This window comes from Paenibacillus qinlingensis (assembly GCF_031455095.1).
In the GTDB taxonomy this organism is placed as follows: domain Bacteria; phylum Bacillota; class Bacilli; order Paenibacillales; family NBRC-103111; genus Paenibacillus_E; species Paenibacillus_E qinlingensis_A.
The window spans coordinates 76886-99633 of the sequence record NZ_JAVDSB010000001.1; the positions used below are offsets into that span (position 1 = coordinate 76886).

Annotated in this window: 21 protein-coding genes and 1 other RNA gene; 10 read left to right on the forward strand and 12 right to left on the reverse strand. The window is 44.5% G+C overall.

Annotated elements, in window-relative coordinates; all coding sequences use genetic code 11:
* The first annotated feature begins 86 nt into the window (after positions 1-86).
* The gene (locus tag J2736_RS00395; protein WP_310222437.1) at positions 87-2312 is read left to right on the forward strand and encodes an MMPL family transporter; all 2226 of its coding nucleotides are present in this window, start codon (positions 87-89) and stop codon (positions 2310-2312) included.
* A gap of 49 nt (positions 2313-2361) precedes the next feature.
* Here J2736_RS00395 and J2736_RS00400 read toward each other — a convergent pair whose 3' ends face one another.
* The 3 genes from J2736_RS00400 to J2736_RS00410 form a co-directional block, all read right to left on the reverse strand.
* The gene (locus J2736_RS00400) at positions 2362-3009 is read right to left on the reverse strand and encodes a nitroreductase family protein (RefSeq protein WP_310222439.1); all 648 of its coding nucleotides are present in this window, start codon (positions 3007-3009) and stop codon (positions 2362-2364) included.
* 154 nt (positions 3010-3163) lie between these two features.
* Complete coding sequence (locus tag J2736_RS00405) at positions 3164-4399, reverse strand: MFS transporter (protein WP_310222441.1); 1236 nt, start codon at positions 4397-4399, stop codon at positions 3164-3166.
* Positions 4362-5696 carry a multi antimicrobial extrusion protein MatE gene (locus tag J2736_RS00410; RefSeq protein ID WP_310222444.1) on the reverse strand — a complete coding sequence of 445 codons (1335 nt, stop codon included), beginning with the start codon at positions 5694-5696 and terminating at the stop codon, positions 4362-4364. The genes J2736_RS00405 and J2736_RS00410 overlap by 38 nt, the downstream gene beginning before the upstream one ends.
* Positions 5697-5866: 170 nt before the next feature.
* On the opposite strand from J2736_RS00410, the gene J2736_RS00415 reads away from it, so the two are divergent.
* From J2736_RS00415 to serS, 5 genes are all read left to right on the forward strand, one after another.
* Positions 5867-6181, forward strand: coding sequence for a hypothetical protein (locus tag J2736_RS00415; protein ID WP_310222446.1), 315 nt, complete (start codon positions 5867-5869; stop codon positions 6179-6181).
* Between the two features lie 28 nt (positions 6182-6209).
* On the forward strand, positions 6210-6842 hold the full coding sequence (locus J2736_RS00420) for a hypothetical protein (protein WP_310222448.1): 633 nt from the start codon (positions 6210-6212) through the stop codon (positions 6840-6842).
* A gap of 43 nt (positions 6843-6885) precedes the next feature.
* Positions 6886-7911 carry a tetraprenyl-beta-curcumene synthase family protein gene (locus tag J2736_RS00425; protein WP_310225136.1) on the forward strand — a complete coding sequence of 342 codons (1026 nt, stop codon included), beginning with the start codon at positions 6886-6888 and terminating at the stop codon, positions 7909-7911.
* 36 nt (positions 7912-7947) lie between these two features.
* A complete protein-coding gene (gene pfkA, locus J2736_RS00430) occupies positions 7948-8916 on the forward strand; it encodes a 6-phosphofructokinase (protein WP_310222450.1) in 969 nt (322 codons plus the stop codon).
* 304 nt (positions 8917-9220) lie between these two features.
* On the forward strand, positions 9221-10504 hold the full coding sequence (gene serS, locus J2736_RS00435) for a serine--tRNA ligase (protein ID WP_310222452.1): 1284 nt from the start codon (positions 9221-9223) through the stop codon (positions 10502-10504).
* A 53-nt stretch (positions 10505-10557) separates the two neighbouring features.
* Here serS and J2736_RS00440 read toward each other — a convergent pair whose 3' ends face one another.
* From J2736_RS00440 to J2736_RS00470, 7 genes are all read right to left on the reverse strand, one after another.
* Positions 10558-11514 (reverse strand): D-2-hydroxyacid dehydrogenase, encoded by a 957-nt coding sequence (locus J2736_RS00440; protein WP_310222455.1) that lies wholly within the window; start codon positions 11512-11514, stop codon positions 10558-10560.
* Between the two features lie 135 nt (positions 11515-11649).
* Entirely contained in the window at positions 11650-12843 is a 1194-nt protein-coding gene (locus tag J2736_RS00445) for a putative glycoside hydrolase (protein ID WP_310222457.1), read from the reverse strand.
* Positions 12844-13027: 184 nt separating this feature from the next.
* Positions 13028-13261 carry a Sec-independent protein translocase subunit TatA/TatB gene (locus J2736_RS00450; RefSeq protein ID WP_310222459.1) on the reverse strand — a complete coding sequence of 78 codons (234 nt, stop codon included), beginning with the start codon at positions 13259-13261 and terminating at the stop codon, positions 13028-13030.
* A gap of 124 nt (positions 13262-13385) precedes the next feature.
* Positions 13386-13544 carry a hypothetical protein gene (locus J2736_RS00455; RefSeq protein WP_397340150.1) on the reverse strand — a complete coding sequence of 53 codons (159 nt, stop codon included), beginning with the start codon at positions 13542-13544 and terminating at the stop codon, positions 13386-13388.
* 165 nt (positions 13545-13709) lie between these two features.
* Positions 13710-14531 carry a YitT family protein gene (locus J2736_RS00460; RefSeq protein ID WP_310222461.1) on the reverse strand — a complete coding sequence of 274 codons (822 nt, stop codon included), beginning with the start codon at positions 14529-14531 and terminating at the stop codon, positions 13710-13712.
* Positions 14532-14680: 149 nt separating this feature from the next.
* Entirely contained in the window at positions 14681-15370 is a 690-nt protein-coding gene (locus J2736_RS00465) for a DUF4247 domain-containing protein (RefSeq protein ID WP_310222463.1), read from the reverse strand.
* A 78-nt stretch (positions 15371-15448) separates the two neighbouring features.
* Positions 15449-15985 carry a DUF4178 domain-containing protein gene (locus J2736_RS00470; protein ID WP_310222465.1) on the reverse strand — a complete coding sequence of 179 codons (537 nt, stop codon included), beginning with the start codon at positions 15983-15985 and terminating at the stop codon, positions 15449-15451.
* A gap of 285 nt (positions 15986-16270) precedes the next feature.
* On the opposite strand from J2736_RS00470, the gene J2736_RS00475 reads away from it, so the two are divergent.
* Positions 16271-17902 carry a DEAD/DEAH box helicase gene (locus tag J2736_RS00475; protein ID WP_310222467.1) on the forward strand — a complete coding sequence of 544 codons (1632 nt, stop codon included), beginning with the start codon at positions 16271-16273 and terminating at the stop codon, positions 17900-17902.
* 61 nt (positions 17903-17963) lie between these two features.
* On the opposite strand, the gene J2736_RS00480 is transcribed toward J2736_RS00475, so the two are convergent.
* Positions 17964-18050 (reverse strand): YjcZ family sporulation protein, encoded by an 87-nt coding sequence (locus J2736_RS00480; RefSeq protein ID WP_310225137.1) that lies wholly within the window; start codon positions 18048-18050, stop codon positions 17964-17966.
* A gap of 209 nt (positions 18051-18259) precedes the next feature.
* Between J2736_RS00480 and J2736_RS00485 the strand changes: the two genes are divergently transcribed.
* Entirely contained in the window at positions 18260-19096 is an 837-nt protein-coding gene (locus tag J2736_RS00485) for a YesL family protein (RefSeq protein WP_310222469.1), read from the forward strand.
* A 49-nt stretch (positions 19097-19145) separates the two neighbouring features.
* Positions 19146-19327: non-coding RNA, 6S RNA (gene ssrS, locus J2736_RS00490), on the forward strand.
* A gap of 116 nt (positions 19328-19443) precedes the next feature.
* Here ssrS and xylB read toward each other — a convergent pair.
* Positions 19444-20976 (reverse strand): xylulokinase, encoded by a 1533-nt coding sequence (gene xylB, locus J2736_RS00495; RefSeq protein ID WP_310222471.1) that lies wholly within the window; start codon positions 20974-20976, stop codon positions 19444-19446.
* 324 nt (positions 20977-21300) lie between these two features.
* Between xylB and J2736_RS00500 the strand changes: the two genes are divergently transcribed.
* Positions 21301-22647: an Nramp family divalent metal transporter gene (locus J2736_RS00500; protein WP_310222473.1), complete on the forward strand. Its 1347-nt coding sequence runs from the start codon at positions 21301-21303 to the stop codon at positions 22645-22647.
* Positions 22648-22748 lie beyond the last annotated feature (101 nt).

The window sequence follows — 22748 nt, forward strand, 5'->3', positions numbered from 1 at the left end:
TTAATTAACTATCTAGTATATATAATTAATCCTGTACTAATATTTATTATAACACTATTTTCTATGTATAGGAGAGAAGCAACGTTATGCACGAAAATCCTTTCTTCAGTAAAATTGGTGGATTAGTTGCAGGTCGCCGAAGCAAATGGGTGACACTTGCCGTTTGGATTTTACTTACAGGCCTATTATCTGTCTTACTGCCTAATGTCAATTCACAAGAAAATAATGCTGCTAGGCAATTGCCAACAGATTCCTGGTCGCTCGAAGCAGCCGCGTTAATGAAAGAGCAATTCCCCAGTAATGAGGGAGTACCAGCGCTCGTTGTCTGGTATCGTGGCTCGGGACTGACAGATCAAGATTTGGCTGCTGTTCAAAAGGTTACGAAACAGCTCACGGATTCACCGTTAGCTGCTCAGAAGGGATTGCCTCCCTTGCATCAGATGCCTGCTCCTGCACTAAAAGGCATGGTATCCAAGGATGGCAAAATACTTGTGCTGCCGATTTCGTTTAATGAGGGGACGGAAACAGAAGTCCTCCAGGAAGGCATGAAGCAGCTGGAAGAGATAACGGTAAGTCAATTAGGCAGTGACCCATTTGAAGCTAACATAGACGAAGAAGGTCTGCATGCCCGTATTACAGGTCCTGTCGGCATTCAAACGGATGCGACAGCGCTATTCAAAGGAGCCGACTTTACGCTGTTGTTAGCAACGGTGCTGCTTGTACTCGTTCTGCTTATTCTACTATATCGCTCACCGATTCTGGCTATCATTCCACTGGTTGGCGTAGGATTTGCCTATGGGGTCATTTCTCCAATTCTTGGATTCATGGCTAAACAAGGTTGGATCACTGTCGATGCACAGTCGATCTCCATTATGACAGTCCTGCTGTTTGGTGCAGGAACGGATTACTGCCTCTTTTTCGTTGCTCGGTACCGACAAGCGCTTTTGGAGGAGAAAGACAAGTATAGCGCACTTCGTGTTTCGTTTGGGGGCTCAACAGGTGCGATCGGGATGAGTGGACTTACAGTTATTGTGTCCTTGTTGGGCTTGTTATTCGCTCATTATGGCTCCAATCATCGGTTCGCAATTCCGTTCAGTGTCGCAATCTTCATCATGGCACTGGCTAGTCTGACTTTAGTTCCAGCATTGCTTGCTATTATTGGTCGTGTTTCCTTCTTCCCATTCATTCCGCTGACGGCCGAGATGCGTGCAGAGAAAGAAGCGCGCAAAGGGAAGCGCATGAAAGAGCAAAAGCCTGTCGGTGCATTAAACGCTGCACTAGGGCGTGTTGTAACTGAAAAGCCCAAAAGCGTGCTGGCTATCTCCTTAATCATTCTTATCGCGCTTGCTGCTTTTGCCCCGCAGATTAAGTTCACATACAACATTCTGGAATCGTTCCCTTCTACAATGGCATCTCGAGAAGGCTTTAGCTTGTTAGCGGAACATGTTTCACCAGGCTCATTGGCTCCAGTAAAAGTGGTGGTGAATACAGAAGGCAAGAACGCGGATGTTCAAGGAGCACTTGCCAAGCTCTCGTATGTTGAATCCGTGAGTAAACCAGAGGATAGTAAGAAGGACGCTAATTATAAAGCGTATGAGTTGCTTTTTAAGCAGGATCCCTATGATTTGGATGTCATTAATCGGATTCCTGAGATTCGGAACATGGCGGAGCAAAAGCTTGTAGAAGCTGGTGTAGCTTCACCGCAAGTCTGGGTAGGTGGTGAAACCGCTACACAATATGACACGAAGACTGTTGTGGAACGCGATACCAAGATTGTTATCCCGGTCGTTATTACCGTAATTGCGATACTGTTACTTGTGTATTTACGTTCGATTGTCGCAACCGTCTACTTGATTGCAACCGTTTTGCTTTCCTATTACTCAGCGTTAGGCGCAGGCTGGCTTATTTTGCACTATTTCATGGATACAGCTGCGATTCAAGGCTTAATTCCGCTATATGCCTTTGTTTTCCTTGTTGCGCTGGGAGAGGACTATAACATCTTTATGATTTCGAGTATTTGGCAGGAGCGCAACCGCTTGAAACTGAAGGATGCGATTCGATTAGGGGTAAGCTCAACAAGTAGTGTAATCACTTCAGCAGGTTTGATTCTAGCAGGCACCTTTGCGGTACTAGCTTCGCTGCCGATTCAAGTGCTTGTGCAGTTTGGTGTAATTTGTGCTGTCGGGGTCATTTTGGATACGTTCATCGTAAGACCATTCCTTGTTCCTTCGATTACAATGCTGTTAGGAGATGCTGTTTTCTGGCCTAGCAAAGTGAAGAGAAGGGCACAAGCACCGGCTTCTGATAACTAAATGGTTGTAAAAAAGGAGCTGTCCGCATTGTGCGGTCAGCTCCTACTTGTTAGTCGATAATTTGAAGAATATCGTCTACTTTTTTACGGGCCATTTTACCAGGTTTTTCCTTCGGATAACCAAGGGAGATCACCATGTTAATCTGATATTCGGCTGGAATGTCCAGATATGCGCGGATTTGATCTTGTGCAAGCAAGACTGGCCCCGTCATTGGACACGTTGCTAACCCTCTCGCATGAGCGGCAAGCATCAAGTTCTGGGAGGCAAGACAGGAGCTCTTAATGCCTTCTTCCGCCCATACATGATCATCTACTAATTGAATTGGATCGAAGATGCGATCACGGAACTTGGATTCATATGGAGTAGCCAAGCAAATGATAAGAACAGGTGCGTCGGAGAAAGCCGTCGCGTAAGGTCCGAAAGATCTTACGAGCATGCGAGCTTCGCGAGACAGCCCTTTCTCCTCGGCAGCTGCGGCGCGCAAGTGGAGTTGATCCCAAGTTAACTGCTCGATATGTTTGATCTTTTCTGTATTTCGAATGGCGATAAATTTCCAAGTTTGTGAATTCGTATCACTTGGAGCGTACCGCGCGCAGTCGATGATTTCACGAATATCTTCAAGTGCGACTTCTTGCTCTGTAAAGTTACGAATGCTGCGTCGTTCTAACACAATGGTTTTGAAATCTTCATACTTCATAATAAATGTGTACCTACCTTTGCTGCTCATATTATCGATGTGATGTTATTACTTGGTACTAAGACTATATCCTTATTATAGGGGAGATGGGCTAGGAGTACAACTGCCGCGACCGTTAAACTGTCGAAGCAATCAGCCAAGACACACTCTTGTATCATCGACTAGGAAGCGCATCTTCATTCTTTTGAAAAAGGTAAGTGCATAGAAAACCAATCGCGGATGCCGTTGATAGGCAAGCGGCTAGGATATAAACGGTACTGCCACTCGTTGCATTGTAGATCCAGCCGCCTGCTGTACCACTGATTAATCCAGCAATACTTGACCACGCAACTGCGAAAATTGCCTGCCCAGACGAGCGATATTCATCCGGAATAATTTGGCTCAAATACCGATTCGCTGTAAATAAGAAGACACCGAAAGTTAAACTATGGAGAAGCTGGATGCCGATAACCCAAGTTGGATCTTGGATGATGCTCATCATGATGAAGCGAAAGGCATAAATCGCGCCTGCAAAAGCAAGTAAGGGCAATTCCTTAAAGCGGTGACCGTGCTTGCTCAAATAGAAGAACACGGGAATTTCACTTAGTGCAGATGTCATCCAGGCATACCCGATCAGCGAGTCAGAAGCGCCTAGCTGACGCATATAGAGGGCTAAAAAGCCATCGTTGAAGCGATGTGAGACGGACATAATGATAACGAGCACAAGAAACCAGATGAACTTTTTGGATCGGACGATGTTCACCATGCCGCCGAAGGCCATCTTCTTGCCGCCTTGGCGTGTATCTTTGAGCAGAAGAAGAATGAGTAAGGTGCAACTGATCGTAATAAAAAGAAGGATCGGTGTTAGTCCAGTTCCATAGGCTTTTAATAATAGCCCGAATCCTCCTGCAGAAAGTGCGAACCCAATGGAGCCATACGCACGGAAGGAAGCATAGCTTTTCCCGCTAGAGCGAATGTGCAGCATGACTTGACTATCGTTCAAGGAGTTAACCGGTTGCTGGAAGAAGAAAAAAGCGGCTAAGCAGACATAAAGCAAGGAGAACCACCCTGCCGTAAACACGAAGATGGCTGTCAGCAATTGACCAAGAATCAGAATGATCATGATTTTTTTTACTGTTTGAAAGCGATCACTCAAGAAGCCCCAGAGCAAGTTGGTTGCAATACCGATCAGTGGACCAATGGCATAAAGTAAGCCAATTTGGATTTTTGAATACCCTTTATAATCGAAATACAAGGGGAAAAAGGTAACAACAATTCCCATCGTCATAAAAAAAGCGAGTGTAAACATTTTAAGCAATCGGTCGTTTCGATCAATCGCAGTAGAATTGGACAAGGTAATCATCACCATTTCATTACTTATTTTCGAGAGACAATCCAGGTTGTTGGACATCGGCTGTTCGTTTGAGCACATAAATGACCACAAGCAGTTCTGCCAACATGCCAAACGATTGCGCAAGAGCGCCAATCATGCCATTCCACCCTGGAACAGTTGCAATGGCAACGAATAAAGTGAGTACCGTTATAGTAGCATTCGCAGATTGCGAGAAAACCATGATTTTTGTTTGGCCGCGCAGCATAATAATGCCATTCATATAATCAAGCCATGGAAATACAATCGTCATAATCATGAAAATGCGCATGGCACTCAAGCTAGCCTGTTTCAGCTCAGCATCCACACCCATGATATGGGTCATGAACCACGGGCCAATCGGTGTATAGGATAGGATAGCAATAAGAGTGCCTGGTATGAAGCTCAGCAGAAGAATGAATTTTTTCACTCGTACAGCATCTTTACGGTAGAAATTTAAAACAATTTGATGTATGTAAGAGAAGAAACTCATTACTAATTGTGTTAAAGATCCAGCAATCGCAAAGGCTGAGATGGCCAGATGAATCTGTGTTGTTTTGCCTAGTATCGCATTAATGGAAGGGCCAATAATCACGGCAATAACAGATGAATATAAGAGAGGTTTATAAAAGGCAAAGATTTGCTGCTTCGTTTCAATCGGATGATGGGGTGCTTTTTCAGGAATGACGCGCTTCAGCAAGCTTGTACCTTCCCAAATGGCAATCGTTGCCTCAATAATCATCCCGACTAGGAAAATAATGGCGCCGACTTTACCGCTGGACACGTTATCCGTTGTAATGAAATACAATGATAAGAAGTACATGGCTATGATCCGCACACCCATCCCGATCGTGAGCCATTTTGTCCGCATATTGAATATGATAATTCCGTGAAATAAACAACGGAGGCCAGAGAAAATGCTAACGTACATGAGAATGCGGTATACACTTAAGGTTGCGGCTAGTATTTCGCGTTCTACGCCAAAAAAATAAAGAAACACCCATTCGCCAACCGGTGTGTAGCAGAGTATGAGTCCCAGCAGAATAATACAAGCAAACACATAAGAGCTGACAACAGCCATCGCACGGAACGAAACCCGATCCCTCACGAGTGCAGAGCATGCTTGTCGTAGCAATACAACGGGTCTTTCCGTCAATCCTAGTAAACTCAAGGGGATAGCATAGGTGGCAATGACGAGCTCAGGATTATCAGCCCTTGCCAGAGTGCTATTAATAATAACATGAGAGAGGGTTACGAGCGTTGCAGAAAGTCCGAGGGGGAGGAAAAAGGAGATGAGCTGTTTCCAAGTGATGGCATCCTTTACTGTCTTAGCATTCATCCAAATCGCACTCCTTCGCGTTTTGCAAAACATTTCTTAAGTATATCAGAAAATGAAATGGGGATGACATACAATTTTAACTGGAAACCCAAGGTTTGAAGTGATACATTTAAAGGTAGAATGTTTCTTGAATAAGACAGACAGTTTTGCCTGCAAGGAGGGTTATAGGAATGAATAGCTATTTTCAGTATGATGAGAGGTTAGGTATTGCGATTCCCGTTCTGGAATTGGAATGGGAAATGTATGATGCTGCCGTTCGCATAGATCTCTTGCTTCAGTGGGAACAAATTCGAGGTATCATCCCGGATCGGATTATCAAATTAGAAGCACAAATCATAGAAAAGCAAAATAAACTCGATAAAGAAGACGACTTTGTAACCTCGTGCCGTTTAAATTCCGATATTGCTGACTTGGCTTCAATCATAAATGATCTTCATCTCTGGTTCCGTACGAATCAGGATTTAGAATCCAAAACCCACCATTAATGGTTGTTAACGAAGGGAGAATGACTGCATGCATAGCAATAAGGATGGGAATAACTGGCTTGGGACGATAGCGAAACCACTTCTAGAGCATCTCCCAGCGCTTTATCCAATTGAAGAGTGGGATGCTGCAATGGATGCACGGATTGAAGCGCTCTCGACTTCGTTGATTACAGAAGGCAGCGCTGAGCAGCAACCCTATGGTTTAGCTATCAAAGCAGGACTCTTTCTTCTAAATGAAAGTTTAGATAAATCACATGATATCTCTCAGGAGATTACGAATGCTACGGGAAGCTACTGGCATGCGCTCATGCATCGCATGGAAGGCGACTATAGTAATGCGAAATACTGGTTTAATGATGTGGGTCATCATCCTATTTTTTCTCAATTAATCCAATTTGTCAGAGATAATTTATCGACTAAGGACTTCATGGAATTGGACAATGAAGCTCTTCGCCATAAGCTTGAAGTGCTCGTAACATCGCCAGTTTGGAATCCATATGTATTTATTGATGTGATTGAAATTCAGGTTTCACTTGTGCAGAATCCGACCGTAGATGGTTGGCTGCGCCAGATACAACGTTCTGAAATGCTATTGTTACTTCAATATTGCTATGAACAAAGTTGTGGAGGAAGTTTACTTGAAGCCATTGGCCAGAAGTAGGATAAAGAGCCATGTGAAAGTCCCGCAAGGCCCGATCCGATTAATGATCAGTGTATATCGCTATATTTTGCCAGCTGTTAATGAGCAATTGAGCGTCTGGAGAACCAAAGCAGCGAATATTCCTGATGAAGAGCTGCGTACTCAGGCACTTGCCAGCATTGCCACGAAGCAATTTCATTGCCAAGGAGGAGCTGTGTATGCAGCTGCTCATTTATCGATGCGTCACGTGCTTATCCCGCTAATTGTCGCTTTCCAGTCGATTAGCGATTATTTAGATAATTTATGTGATCGCAGCACATCGTTAGATCCGTTGGATTTTCGGCAATTACATCAATCGATGCTAGATGCAGTCGATCCTGCGAAGCCTCTGCATGATTACTATGCGTTCAGGGCCGAGAAGGAGGATGGCGGGTATTTATCTGATCTTGTTCAGCAATGTCAGACGTCGATCAGCCAGATGCCCTCGTATTTGAAAGTAGCGGATCAGGTCAAAGAATTCGTTGGCTTATACTGTGATTTGCAGGTGTACAAGCATATTCGCAAAGATTTGCGTGAGCCTCAGCTGCATCAATGGTGGGATAACCATCACCATAAGTATCGCCAGATCGTTTGGAATGAATTTGCTGCTGCAACAGGCTCAACTTTAGGCATGTTCATGTTATTCTTGGCTGCATGTGATCCCGTTATGACGGACAAGCAGGTGGAAGCCATCCGAGAGGCTTATTTCCCTTATGTGTGTGGACTTCATATTCTGCTTGATTATTTGATAGATCAGGAAGAAGATAGTGAAGGCGGAGACCTGAATTTCTGTACCTACTATGATTCCATGGATACAACCGTAGAGCGAATCGCTTTCATTGTCCAAGAAGCAAGATCTAAAATTTTGTTCTTGGAACATCCGAGATTTCATCGTATGATAATCGAAGGTTTGCTTGCTCTCTATTTATCTGACCCTAAGGTCAACAGTCAACACCAAGTGAAGAAAATTTCGAAGCGTCTGATGAAAAATAGTCCCTTAACAAGGCTCTTTTTCTGGATAAATAGCATGTACATTCGTACGACATCATGAATGTCATTCATAAGAATTATGAAGGAGGAAATTAAAATGTCAGCAGTAAAATCAATTGCGGTTTTAACCAGTGGAGGAGATTCTCAGGGGATGAATGCCGCTGTTCGAGCAGTCGTTCGAAGTGCATTGTACCATGGGCTCGAAGTGTTTGCAGTACAGCGTGGGTATCAAGGTTTGATTAACGATGATATTCGTAAAATGGATTTGCGCAGCGTTGGTGACATCATTCAACGTGGTGGTACGATCCTGCAAACGGCTCGTTGCAAAGAGTTTATGACGCCTGAAGGTCAACAAATCGGCGCTGATAACTTGCGTAAACGTGGGATTGATGGCTTGGTAGTTATTGGTGGAGATGGTTCTTACCAAGGTGCGAACAAGCTTAGTAAACTAGGTATCAAAACAATGGGACTTCCAGGAACGATCGACAATGACATTCCGTTCACGGACTTTACAATTGGTTTTGATACAGCGGTTAGCATCGTTGTAGATGCGATTAATAAATTGCGTGATACGATGACATCTCACGAACGTTCTTCCGTGGTTGAGGTTATGGGACGTCATTGTGGTGAAATCGCCCTATACGCAGGTCTTGCAAGCGGTGCTGAAACGATTATTGTTCCTGAAGTGGATGTGGATATTACAGAAGTCGCTAACCGCATGAAGGATAACTTCGACCATGGTAAGCGTCATAGTATTATCCTTGTAGCTGAAGGGGCAGGAACTGGCGAAGGTATTGCTAAGAAGATCACAGAAACGAACGGGATTGAGCCTCGTGTTACTGTCCTTGGTCATATTCAACGCGGCGGAGCACCAACGCATAATGACCGTATTCTGGCAAGTCGCCTTGGCGATTTCGCTGTGCGTAAACTTATGGAGGGTGATTCTTCCAAAGCTTGCGGCATCATCAAAGGTGAACTTGTAGCCACAGATATCGATCTTGTTGTGAACACGAAGCGTGCCTTTAACATGGAGCTTTATGAATTAGCTAGCCGTTTATCGCAATAAGCCTATTTTCATTCATTCATATTGATCTTCATTCATATTTCGACTATAATAACGATCAATATATACATCAACATCATGTCAATGAAGAGCATCCAACTCGGAGACACTTATGACCATCGGAAGGATGTTTCCTTTCTTACTAAATAAGTCGGCACCGCCCGTTATCGCGGAACCAAGCGGATGAATGACAGCTTATGTCTTCATCAAGTTGGGTGGCACCGCGAGCAGAACGCTCCTCGTCCCAATCGGACTGAGGGCGTTCTTTGTCTTTTTCACACAAACGAAGAGGAAGCGGTGACGGGAAATGCTGGATATCAAATGGATTCGAAACAATCAAGCGCTAGTGCAAACAGCGGCAGCTCGCAAAGGAGTTACATGCCATGTTGAGGAATTGCTCCTAGTCGATGAGAAGAAAAGAGAACTATCGGGGCAAGTGGATCAACTTCGAGCAGAGCGCAATCGCGCGTCGGAGCAGATCGCGACCTATATGTCGCAAAAGAAATCGCAAGAAGCAGAACGTTTGAAGGAGCAGGTTCGTGGCTGGAATACGCAATTGGCGGTTCTTGAAGCAGAATTGAACACGCATGAAGCAAGATTCAAGGATCTCATGCTCAAGATACCGAATCTAGTCTCGCCGAATACACCGATAGGTGCAAGTGATCATGAGAACGTAGAATTGAAGGTCGTTGGGACGAAGCCAGCTTTTGAATTTGAGACGAAAGATCATTTGCAGCTTGGTGAAGCACTGGACATGATTGATGTCGCGCGTGGTGTCAAGGTTGCTGGCAGCCGAAATTACTATCTTAAAGGGATGGGGCTCTACTTGCATAGAGCTGTTCAGCAGCTCGCTATAGACCTGTTAACAGATCGTGGGTTCACTGTAATGGATGTACCGCTCATGGTGCGGGAGGAAACCCTGCTGAACGCTGCCTTCTTTCCAGCTGGCAAAGATCAGACTTATGAGCTACAAGCTGACCATACCTGGTTAGTTGGAACTTCGGAAGGCCCATTGATTTCGTATTATGCGGGTGAGATTGTTGATTTGTCGGAGGGGCCGATTCAGTTAGCGGCTGTATCGAATTGTTTTCGGAAAGAAGCGGGTTCGGCAGGAAGAGACGTAAGAGGGCTATATCGTGTTCATCAATTTGCAAAAGTGGAACAAGTGATTCTTTGCGAGAATCGTGAAGAGGAAGCGGAACGCATGATGGGACTGATTACACAAAATGCCGAAGATTTACTTGCTCTTCTGGAACTGCCGTATCGTGTGGTGGCCGTATGTTCGGGGGACATGGGGGCCAAAAATTATAAGCAATTCGACATTGAAACTTGGATGCCAAGCCGCGGAGCTTATGGTGAAACCCATTCGTCGTCGAGCCTTCTCGACTTCCAAGCCAGAAGAAGCAATTTACGGTACAGGGATAAAGAGGGTGTGTTGCGATATTGCTACACACTTAATAATACGGCCGTAGCATCGCCGCGCATTCTAATTCCTTTGCTAGAAAATCATCAGCAAGCGGACGGCTCGATTTATCTGCCTCCTGCGCTTCGACCCTATATGCGCGGGCTGGAAGCCATTCCTGCCCCATAAGAAAAACACCTATCCTTTTGACTCTCGACAAGGATAGGTGTTTTTTCATTCGGTTAATAACCTTCCGCTAAATCCACGATATTGATCATATCTCCACCATTGAGCATGACGCGCAAATTGTGATAGAAGATGGAGGACACGCGATCGGTGTAATGCTCAGAAGATCCTGCAATATGAGGGGTGAGGATGACATTTTTCATGTTCCAGAGTGGAGAAGTTGCAGGCAAGGGCTCTTGAGCAAAAACATCTAACGCTGCACCAGCAAGCTTGCCTTCTACCAAAGCTTGGATCAAGGCTTCTTCATCAAGGACATCCCCGCGAGCCAGATTAATGAAAAAGGCGTTCGGCTTCATAAGCGAGAGATGCTCTTTTTGTAAGAAGCCCCGTGTTTTCTCTGTGCTTGGAAGGAGTACGACGATGAAATCGCTTTGTGAAAGCAGCAATTGAAGACCATCTTCCCCGTGCACGGTTCTATCGAAAGCAGCTAGTGGTGTTCCAGAACGATTCAGGCCGATGACCGTCATATCGAACGCTTTAGCTTTACGAGCAACCGCTTCTCCGATGGCTCCTGCGCCAATAATTCCGATCGTTTTACCGTGCAATTCACCAAAACGAACTTGGTTGTCCCATACTTGCTGCTGCTGATTATCATGTAGGACATTTGCTTTCCGAACCCATTGCAGCATGAGACTCAGCGCGAATTCACTCATTTGTATGGTGTGAACACCTCTGGCATTCGTGACAATGATTTGACGTTGTTCCAGCTCTGCTAGTGGCAGTTTATCGACGCCAGCGGATAAGGTTTGCACCCATTTTAACTTCTTGGCGCGACTGACGATATCAGGGTGCAAGCGACCTGCTGAGATAATGACATCAGCATCAGGAATCACATTGCCGGCCTCCTTCGAAGAAGAAAACCAATGAAACTCGGAGCGTTCCTTCAAATCTTGTGGCATTTGCTCTTGCATCGAGGTTAAATTCATACCTGTTACGGCTACTATTTTCAGCATGTCATCACATCCTTTTGGAGTTTTGAAATGAATACCTACAATGATAAATGAAATGGAATGCGAATGTAAACTCCGACGAAACATCAAAATACCCTGAGCGCTTTGCAGCGCGCAGGGTATTCTCAGTTGTGGGGATTAATAACTTACGTTAGCTGTATAGTTATTGTTGGCATTCCAGAGCAGATACTCGTTAATACCGTTGTCCTTCAAGGCGCGAATTTGTTCGTCTAGCTCATGTTTACCGTATTTGATATAGCCTGGCACCCAAGAGGCCGTGAAGTCTTGTATCCATGGTCGAATAACCGGCTTCCAACCCTTCTTATCAATCGCTTCTAGCTTCTTAATTGTATCTTTTGAAGCCCCATTAATGGTGGCATAAGGAGCAGCGTCCGGAACTTTGGAGCCGAACCAACCTGTGCTGTAATGACTTGGATAAATCATCGGAGCAATTACGTCCACGTTCTGCGAGATTTTCTCGAAATCCTGACCAATCCCTTCAGCTGCAGGGACCGAAGCCGCATAGCCGAAGATATCGACAGAAACACGAACACCTAAAGGTGTTAATTGTTCGCGTGCGTATTTGACAAAAGAAGAGACAGCATCGATGCGCGAACGCTCATCTTTCGTATATTTCAAAATATCTGCCCTCTTTTCGAAGCCTTCAGGGAAACGTACATAATCAAACTGAATTTCTTTAAAGCCAGCCTTGACGGCTTCTTTCGCAACTTCAATGTTGTAGTCCCAAACTTCCTTGTTATACGGATTGACGAAGCTATCAGGAGGGTTCTTACCGTTCCCCCACAGCGTACCATCTGGATTAATGAAGGATAATTCCGGTTTCTTCTTGGCAAGAATGGTGTCTTTAAAGACAACAATACGTGCAATTGGATAAATGTTATGTTCTTGTAATGTTGTCATTAAGCCTGGCATATTGCCAATGATTTTCTGAGTGGTTCCCAGCGCATCGAGCGTTGGATTCCCTGTTTCCCACGTGATATAGCCCCAATCATCTTTCACATCGATAACCATGGCATTCAAATCGGTATCATCAAGCAGCTTTACAAGCGTATTGAGTCGCGAGCCGCCTGCGCTATGAGCAGTGGAGTAGATGCCTTTCACAACTGGAGCATCCTTCTGCGGATCTAGTTTGTTGACAGGTGCAAGCGGATCCGTTACATCAGTTGGTGTAGTTGGTGTTTCTGGTTGTACGATAGCTACTGCGTTCTTCGCATCGAGCGATGCCTGCACAAGCTGTTCAAAGCTAGCATCAGGGTTTGCGGCCGTAACATTACCCAATATAAGGGCAAGTGAGGCAAGTAATATTTCCATGATGTATAAGTCCACTCCAATCCTTGTTTCTAGCTTTCATTATAAGGCAAGCGGGAAACTACGCACAGAGGAAATTTGTAGGCTTTTGTAGAAGCTTGTATGAGTAATTTGGCATAGGAGAGACTCGGTCTTTTGTAGGGGAAAAAGAAAAGCACCCAGAAGCTAGGCCTCCAGATGCTTGAACTTACTTATTGACTTGTCCTGATTCACTTTTGGATACTTCAGGGTTAATTTCTTTCCGCGCAATCGTAGGTTGATCATCCGTGGATGAGTTATTGCCATTACCGTTCGTTGCATCTTTAAATTCGCGGAACATTTTGCCAAATCCACGACCAAGTTCAGGCAGTTTATTAGGCCCAAACAATAGAAGGGCAACAATCGCAATTAGAATGATGTGCCAAGGAGATAAAGCTCCCATTCCAGACACCTCCAGTAAAATTTAAGTTAGCACTATTATATCATGGACTTATCATAACCTATATAGCCTATTTATTACAATTTTAATAATATTGATACCGTGTTGCATGCAAAAAAAGACACCCTCAGTGGTACAGGGTGTCCTTATGATGTTCCGAAATGCTGAATTGAATAATTTCCATGACATCTTCCGCTGCGAGTGCCTCTATACCGAACCGGAGTACGATCTCGGATTCCAACTCATTGCTGGTTAAAGAGGGATACAACTCGGGCGTTAATTTCATTACAATCCTGGATAATTTGACTGTCTCCACAAGCATCACCCTTCCAATCAGAAGATTAGAATAAGAACTACGCCTGAACCTACCATCGATGAAACCAGAACTATATGAAATTACATTCATTATAACACAATTCAAACTGGAATAAAGGGGCAGTTGGCTGATTTATCACTTGGGCTTTCGAAATTCCCCTACTACACCAACGGTTTCCACAATATTCACGAACGCTTTCGGATCAATCTCTTTAATAATTCGTTTTAGCTCTACGAGCTCATACCGCGTCGTTACAGTCATCAGCATATCATGTTGTTGTTTTGTATAAGCGCCTTCCGTTTTAATTAAAGTAACGCCTCTTGGTATCATGAGCAGTTTATTAATTATGGCATCCTTGTGCTTGGTAACAATAAACGCGGTTACTTTAATATGGCGGATATGTATCATATCGACCGTTTTTCCACTTATGAAAATGGCTAGCATTGAAAATAAGGCGAGGTCCCAATTGTCTTTAAAATAGCCAAGTGCGACGATGACGATTCCATTCATCGAGGAGAGGAGGGTGCCGAGTGGAAAGTCGTATTTGCGGGTCAATATCAAGCCAACGATATCAAATCCCCCGCTGGAACCGCCGATACGAAGTGTAATTCCACTTCCGATACCAATGAGTACACCACCAAAAACGGCACCTAACATCGAGTCCTTCGCAACGAAATTCATTGGAATAATTTGCATCATCCAAGTCGTTAGAACGACGGAGGCAACGCTAATCATGATAAAACGTTTTCCGATGGAAATAAGTCCCCAGATCATTAATGGCATGTTAAATAACAAATAAAGAAACCCAATATTGTAATCAGTAAAATAACCAATAATCATGGCAATTCCCGACACGCCACCGCTGAGCAGCTGATGGGGAATAAGGAACATATTGAAGCCAACTGCGACAAGCAGTGCGCCAACTAGAATGATTAGAACATCTAGCGCCTTTTTCAAAACATATCACCTCTAAAATAGTATGCAGCATATTGCAAGTATAATTCATTCTTATAAAACTGCAATCATTATTTAACCATTGGATAATTAAAGGTGAGCATATAAAAAAGCTGTGTCCGTGTGAGGGACAACAGCTTTTTAGGAATGATCTATCTGCGTTTAAAGGATCCGGTTTTTTTGGTTGTACTTGGCTTGCTTGTTGAAGGCTTGGTTACTTTATTCGTTGTTGAACCATCATTCTTACGTGTCGTGGAGGAACTTCCTGAACTAGGATTGGCTGCACCGCTTGTGAAACCTCCCGTTCGATCTGAGGTCGTAGGCTTCGTCTCCTTGGAAGTGCCTGTCGATGGTGTAGTTGTTCCCGTTCCAGCCTTATAAGTTGGCGTTTTGGTATAGCCGCGGTAGTCGTATGAGGAACCTTTGTTGGAATTCCAACCGCCACCAAATAAGGATTGTAACAGCGTGGCTGTTAAATAGCCTTGCAGGAATGAGGAATCATAATGACTCTTGGCGTATTCAATACTATCGAGTTGAACCAATGTATTTTTACTATCGCTTGGATCCTTCTGAATATTGATAACCTTGTCCTTATAAACAAGGAACATCTGATCCTCGGATTCCTTACTCTTCTCTTTAGGTGTCTCTTTGGCAGCAAGCTCATTGGCCACTGTTGGCACATTCTTGCCCTCAACAGCGTAAACCTTGGACATGTTACTTCCCTTGCCATCCACGCTTACTAACGGATATTCATCCTTAATGTAACGTCCGGCGTCAGCACCACAGGCAGTAAGAAGAGCGATAATGAGTACGAAGGAAAGCCATGAAGTCCATCTCTTCATTGTCTGGTAGTCCTCCTTTCCGATCCTTCTGAAATCTGCTTATATGATAACATATCTTTATTGTCATCAGAGTCGATTTCAAAAATTCCTCAAAAATTTAATTTGATTGCCTGGTGTACGCTCTCCTTCTAATGCAACGAATTTACCATCCTGCCACTGAAGGAAAAAGAATCGTTGGTCTGGTCCGAAATATCGCCAGAAGAGAATATCATCTCCGCTGCGGAAATCGGTGTTGCCTTCGGTTCGGGAAACGTCGCTGCGATGATGCTCCAAATCGAAAGTGACATCTCCGTCCAACTCTAATCGCGTTGGGACATCATTCGGATCATCTAAAGCTCCTTCAATAAAGCTGCAAAGGAAGCAGTCATAGGTTCTGCCTTTTTCCACAATCAAACACTGAATATTTTTGCCGCTTTGTAGATAATAAGCGTAGCGATGTGGCGCAAAGCCGCGGTCAAAATAAGTGACTTTACCGGAGATGACATATTCCTCTAAGTCTACATTGACAATATCGCCAACACGAGCGACTTCTAGCGGGTTGCCGAGGGATGCCGGTGTAGTTGGTTGTTCCTTATTACTGCGAAGAATGTTGCTGACACGTTTAAATATGGACATAGAAACTCTCCTCTGTACGATTCCGTTTTATTGTTCTCCCCTATAATACGAGTTGCTTATTCATTCGGTTTCGTTCGATTGGGTAAAAGTAGCCACTGGCAATGTATGTATCACCTGTGCTATAATATTTTAGATGTTCTTAAGGGCGGCCAGTTGGATCATGGAAGATGACGAATCGAAAGTGTATTCCACCAAGAAACTATAGAGACGGATAGGAAGTCGTACTTAAGGGTAAAAAAGATACAAGGCATTAGCCTGCCCTGTACAAAAGGAGATTGAATTTATTTGAAAACATTTCAGGAGTTTGGTTTAGACGCATCGGTACTACGTGCGATTACAGAAATGGGCTTTGAAGAGTCCACACCAATCCAAGAGAAAACAATACCATTGGCCATGGAAGGCCGTGATTTGATCGGGCAAGCACAAACAGGTACTGGGAAAACAGCAGCGTTCGGTATCCCATTAGTTAACAAAATCAACGTAAAAGAAGAGCGCATTTCGGCTTTGATCATGTGTCCGACACGGGAACTTGCCATTCAGGTTGCGGAAGAGATTGAAAAACTCGGTCGTTTCAAAGGCATTCGTTCCCTGCCAATTTACGGTGGACAGGATATCGTGAAACAAATCCGTGCGTTGAAAAAGAAACCACAAATCATTATCGGAACGCCTGGACGTCTTCTTGACCATATTAACCGCAAAACAATCAAACTTGATGATGTTCAAACGGTTATTTTGGATGAAGCGGATGAAATGCTTGACATGGGCTTCATGGATGATATCCAATCTATTCTTAAACTAGTTCCAGCAGAACGCCACACGATGTTGTTCTCTGCAACAATGCCGACGAACATTCAAAAATTGGCTCAACAATTCCTTACAAACCCAGAACACGTTTCGGTTATCCCGAAACAAGTTAGTGCTCCTTTGATCGAGCAAGCTTACATCGAATTACACGAGAAACAAAAGTTTGAAGCGCTTAGCCGTTTGATTGACATGGAAGCTCCAGACCTAGCGATTATCTTCGGACGTACGAAGCGTCGTGTAGATGAGTTAGCAGAAGCTCTTCAAAAAAGAGGGTATGCAGCTGAAGGACTTCACGGCGACTTGTCCCAAAATCAACGTGATAACGTAATGAGAAAATTCCGTGATGGCAGTATTGATGTTCTAGTAGCGACTGACGTTGCTGCTCGTGGACTAGATGTATCTGGTGTAACTCACGTTATCAACTTTGACCTTCCACAAGATCCAGAAAGCTACGTTCACCGTATCGGCCGTACAGGTCGTGCAGGTAAAGAAGGTACAGCTTGGACTTTCGTAACACCACGTGAGATCGATCACCTTCACTTCATTGAGAAGGTTACACGTCACAAAATCAACAAAAAACCTTTGCCAAGCGTTGCAGAAGCGGTAGAAGGTAAACAAAAAATGACAGCTGAGCGTATTTTGGATATGCTTCAAAAAGAAGAGCATTCCGAATTTAAAGGCCTAGCTATTCAAATGCTTGAGCAATACGATTCCGTTAACTTGCTTGCAGCAGCGATGAAACTTCTTACTGGTGACAAGAAAGATCTAAATATCGAACTTACTCCAGAAGATCCAATTCGTGCAAGAAAGAAAAAATTCGACGTTCGCAGCTCAGGTAGACGTGTTGGCGGCGGATACGGTTCAGGATCAGGTTCAAGTGATCGTCGTCAAGGTGGCGGCAGCTACGGTGGATCAGGTTCAGGTTCAGGTTCAGGTGGTTCCTCCAGCGGCGGTTCACGTTACCCGCGTAAGGACAGCAGAGACTACGGTTCAAACAGAGAAGGCGGAAGCAGCTCCTCTTCGAGAAACCGTGATTACGGTAGCAACAACTCCGGAAACCGTGATCGCTCCAGAGCGCCACGTAAAAGTGAAGATACACTAGTTAATAAATAAGATTACACGAAAAAAGGCGAAGATCCTGAGGATCTTCGCCTTTTTTCAACTTGTATATGGATTAAAGTACAAATGAGCTAGTAATGATAACTAACAAGATAAAAAGAACCAAAATTGCACCTGCAGAATTTCCACCTGGATAAGACATTGTATCAACCTCCTGAATAATGATTTGGGGGTGGTGCGACTAGACAATACTATATTATGTAAAAGTACCTATAACGACTAGACGGCTACCTATATGATGAAAAATAGGCTATAATTAAGTACATATACAAATAAGACAAGCTTGTTGTCTTGCCCAGTAATAATCAACGTAGAAAGTTTCCAGAAGGAAACGCTAAGGAGGAAGCAGTTTTGGAGTTTAAGGGAGTTATGGGAGGACTGTACAGAATATCGGAGTGGATTATGCGGTTATCCGTTATTAATTTACTTTGGATGCTTTGCTCAATTCCGGTATTCTTTTTCCTCTTTATGGGGTTAGTGAGTCAAACACCGGATGCATTGAAAGCTACGTTGCCTATTCTTGCAATTTTGGCACCGTTTACTTTATTTCCCGCGACAACCGCAATGTTTGCTGTAGCGAGAAAATGGGTGACCGGAGAAGAAGATGTTCCTTTATTGAAAACCTTTTTTCGTGGTTACAAAGACAACTACCTGCAAAGTATGCTTGGGGGTATTTTCTTTGTATTAATCTTTGTTATTATTGCGGTGAACTATTTCTTCTATCTGAAGCAAGGGAGTTCGTTAAGGGTATTAGCTGTTCTCTTTATTGCCTTCACCGTCATCATGACCATTGCTTTGTTTAATTTCTTCTCCATTATCGTTCATTTGCATATGAAAATTTTTCAAATTGTCAAAAACTCAATTTTACTTACAATTGGTAATCCGATCAATTCGATTGTGTTACTCATCTGTAATGGTGTTATTGTTTATATCTGCTTAACGAAGTTCAATTTCTTCTTAGTTGTGTTCTTCATGGGAGCCATTGTTGCAACATTCTCGTTCTGGCAGTTTAATAGAAGCTTTACAAAGCTTCAGACGAAACAACAGGAGTTGGAAGAGAAGGAACAGCAGAAACTTGCTGAAGCAGAAGCTGCTGAAGCGGAAAAAGCAGAGGCGAATGAGCTTGATGGAAGTCAATCTCCAATCAGTCTGCATAAAAATGATGAGAATGACAAGACTAAAGACTAATCCTACCAGTTGATTATCAGCGAGGTTGGATCTATAATAAGAAAACAGAAGAAATCTGCGATGCTCGTAACGGTTTTAAGTTGTTTTAAACCAATGACTGTTTCTAGGGAGACCTATATTGAAGTGTGGCTGACATGCCCTCGAAAGGGGACCTCAAATACACCTCTGCGGACACCCACCTGCGAGAGCGGGTTTGAAGCACGGAAACCGGACGGCATAGGCGGGTTTCTTCGAATAAAAAAGAGGTTGAACAGGTACAATACCTGCTCAACCTTTTTTTTATTTACATAGTAGGTGTCTCCGACCAAGGTCGCTCAACTTGGAACGGCTTGGCCAAAGGTTATGTTTTAATTGTGTTCAGCGAGATCGGTTAGTTGGTGAAAAGTGCTTTGAAGTGTCGGATATAGACTGCGATAAACCTGGTAGTAAGCCTCATATTTCTGTTGGTTTACCAGGTTTGGTTCAACGCGATCTGTGACTTGGATCCAATCTTCGCAAAGCTTAGGGATTTCCACTTGCAGGACGCCAGAGGCAGCCATAATAGCAGCGCCGTAAGCGGGTCCATCCGTTGAATTAACAGTTACAACTGCGATTCCGAAGATATCAGCAATCATCTGACGCCAGAAAGGACTTCTAGCGCCTCCGCCGTTAACCCGAAGCTCTGTTACCTCGATGCCAGACTCACGAATCAATTCCATAGAATCTCGAAGTCCGAAGGTAATGCCTTCTAGGACAGCTCGGGTCATATGAGATTTCTGATGTCTTAAGTTAAGACCAATGAAAGCGCCACGTGCCTTGGGATCTGGGTGTGGCGTACGCTCACCGGATAAGTATGGAAGGAACAATAACCCTTCGCTGCCAAGTGGGGCTGTAGCGGCATCGGCTGTCAAAATCTCATACACGTCTTTGCCTTCTTGTTGTGCACGTTGGAGCTCCTCGCTAGCGAAGTGATTGCGCCACCACTGAAACGAGCCGCCTGCGGCCAGCATGACGCCCATGCGGTGCCATTTACCTGGCACGCCGTGACAGAAGGAATGAAGGCGGTACGCTTCATCTGCCTGATAGGTGTCGTCATGGACGAAGACGACACCTGAAGTGCCGAGGGCCACCGAGGCGATGCCTTGGCGGACGACGCCAACACCCACGGCGCCGCAGGCTTGGTCGCCGCCGCCGACAACGATCGGCGTGCCTGGGGCTAAGCCGGTCAGCGCCGCTGCCTCCGGCAGCAGGTGCCCGGCAATGTCGCCGGACTCATAGAGCGGCGGCAGCCATTCGAGCGGGATTTCCAACCGCTCTGCGACGGTTTGGGACCAGCTGCGATGGGCTACATCAAGCAGCAGCGTGCCGCTCGCGTCGGCCATGTCCATGCCGAACGCTCCCGTCAGGCGCAGCCTGACATAATCCTTCGGCAGCAGCAGATGCCGAACGCGGGCGTAGTGCTCCGGCTCATGCTGCCGGAGCCAAAGGAGCTTAGGCGCGGTGAAGCCGGTCAGCGCCTGATTGCCTGTGAGGCGGCCGAGCTCGGCTTCGCCGACGGTCGCCTTGATGTAGGCGCACTGCTCCGCGGTGCGCTGATCGCACCAGAGCAGCGCAGGCCGGATAACCTGCTGCGCCTCGTCGAGGAAGACCGACCCGTGCATCTGGCCGGAGAAGCCAACACCTGCGACACTAGAGGCTTCGACGCCAGTGGTCGCTAGAAGTCCCTGTATACCTGCAATAGTGGCTTGCCACCAATCTTCTGGTTGCTGCTCAGCCCAACCTGGATGTGGTTGGTATAGCGGATATTCAACGGAATGCGAGCCGATGACGGTACCGGCTTCATCCACTAGAATGCACTTAATAGCAGAAGTACCTAGATCTAAACCCATAAAATAAGTCATGAGGATCACCCTTTGTCAATGAATATGGTTATTACTTCGTCATTCTTTGTTTGTTTATTGAATATACAAAGATAACTAAACATTGTATTCGCGCCTAGGCTTCAATATCCTTCTTTTATTAATTATTTTTCTTATTAATATCAAATAATAAGTAATGGCGACTTACCTGACAAATATAACTTGTCTCAAAACTTTCCCTAGGGAAAAATAATTTCAGTGGAACATAACTGTTTACCTGTAGCATAGTATGGGGTTATGTAGTATACTACATATAAAAGTTTCCCTAGAACAACATTATTGGTCTTGTGAAAGAAGGGTTGAGTTATGGGTATTGCAAAAAAAGAACCATTTCGGGAGACGCTCGGATGGCGTAAAGAAGCCTCCAGTCCAAGTCTGCCCGAAGTTCATAATAGTATGAAAGTACCTAAAAAAGCAGGTTTTTTCCGAAAGTTATTAGCTTTCGTGGGGCCAGGATATCTGGTAGCTGTTGGTTATATGGATCCAGGAAACTGGGCGACAGATTTAGCTGGGGGTTCACAATTTGGATATACGCTGCTTTCCGTTATTTTAATTTCTAATCTTATGGCGATTCTCTTGCAAGCTTTATCTGGTCGTCTCGGCATTGTGACAGGTAGGGATTTGGCGCAAGCATGTCGTGATCATTATAGTAAGCCCGTTTCTTATGTGCTATGGTTTCTGTGCGAGCTTGCAATTGCGGCTTGTGATTTAGCCGAAGTTATCGGTGCCGCGATCGCTTTGCAATTGCTATTTGGCTTACCGCTCATCTATGGTGTGATTCTGACGGCATTAGATGTAATCCTGGTGCTTATGCTCCAGAAAAAGGGCTTTCGCTATATTGAAGCGATGGTTATCAGTTTAATGGCGCTTATTGTGGTTTGTTTTATAATGGAGTTAATTTTCTCACAACCTGAATTTGCTGCTGTAGCTGCTGGTTTCATCCCTACAACTGAAATTGTTACGAATCCGGCAATGTTATATATCGCCTTAGGTATATTGGGTGCAACTGTCATGCCGCATAATTTGTATTTGCACTCATCCATTGTTCAGACTCGTCAAATTGAACCGACAATCGAAGGGAAACGCGAAGCGATCAAATTCTCAACAATTGATACAACGGTTGCCTTGATGCTAGCCTTATTCGTTAACGCGGCGATTCTCATTCTTTCGGCGGCAGCTTTTCATTCAGCGGGGAAAGAGGTAGCAGAAATTCAAGATGCCTATCATCTTTTGGGACCTATGCTAGGTACGGGAGCGGCAAGTATATTATTTGCAGTCGCACTCCTGGCTTCGGGTCAAAACTCAACACTGACAGGAACGCTTGCCGGACAGATTGTCATGGAAGGGTTCCTCAACATTCGACTCACACCTTGGCTTCGTCGATTGATTACGAGATTGATTGCCATCATTCCTGCAGTTATCGTTATTGGTATCTATGGGGAAAGTGGAGCAACTGATCTTCTCATACTCAGTCAAGTGATTTTGTCTTTACAGCTATCTTTTGCCGTGATCCCGCTAGTCACTTTTACATCTGATCGTAAAAAAATGGGCGTGCTCGTGATCCCTAAATGGATGGCGATTTTGAGTTGGTTTGTTGCTATTTTGATCGCAGGATTGAATGCTTATCTCCTGTATACTACTTTTTTTGGATAAAAAGGAATAGATAGGAATAGATTGTTATGAATCGGGGGAGAGATCCCTCGATTTTTCATTTACCTCTTTTTCTAAAGCCTAATCAATGGTATTATAGAGAA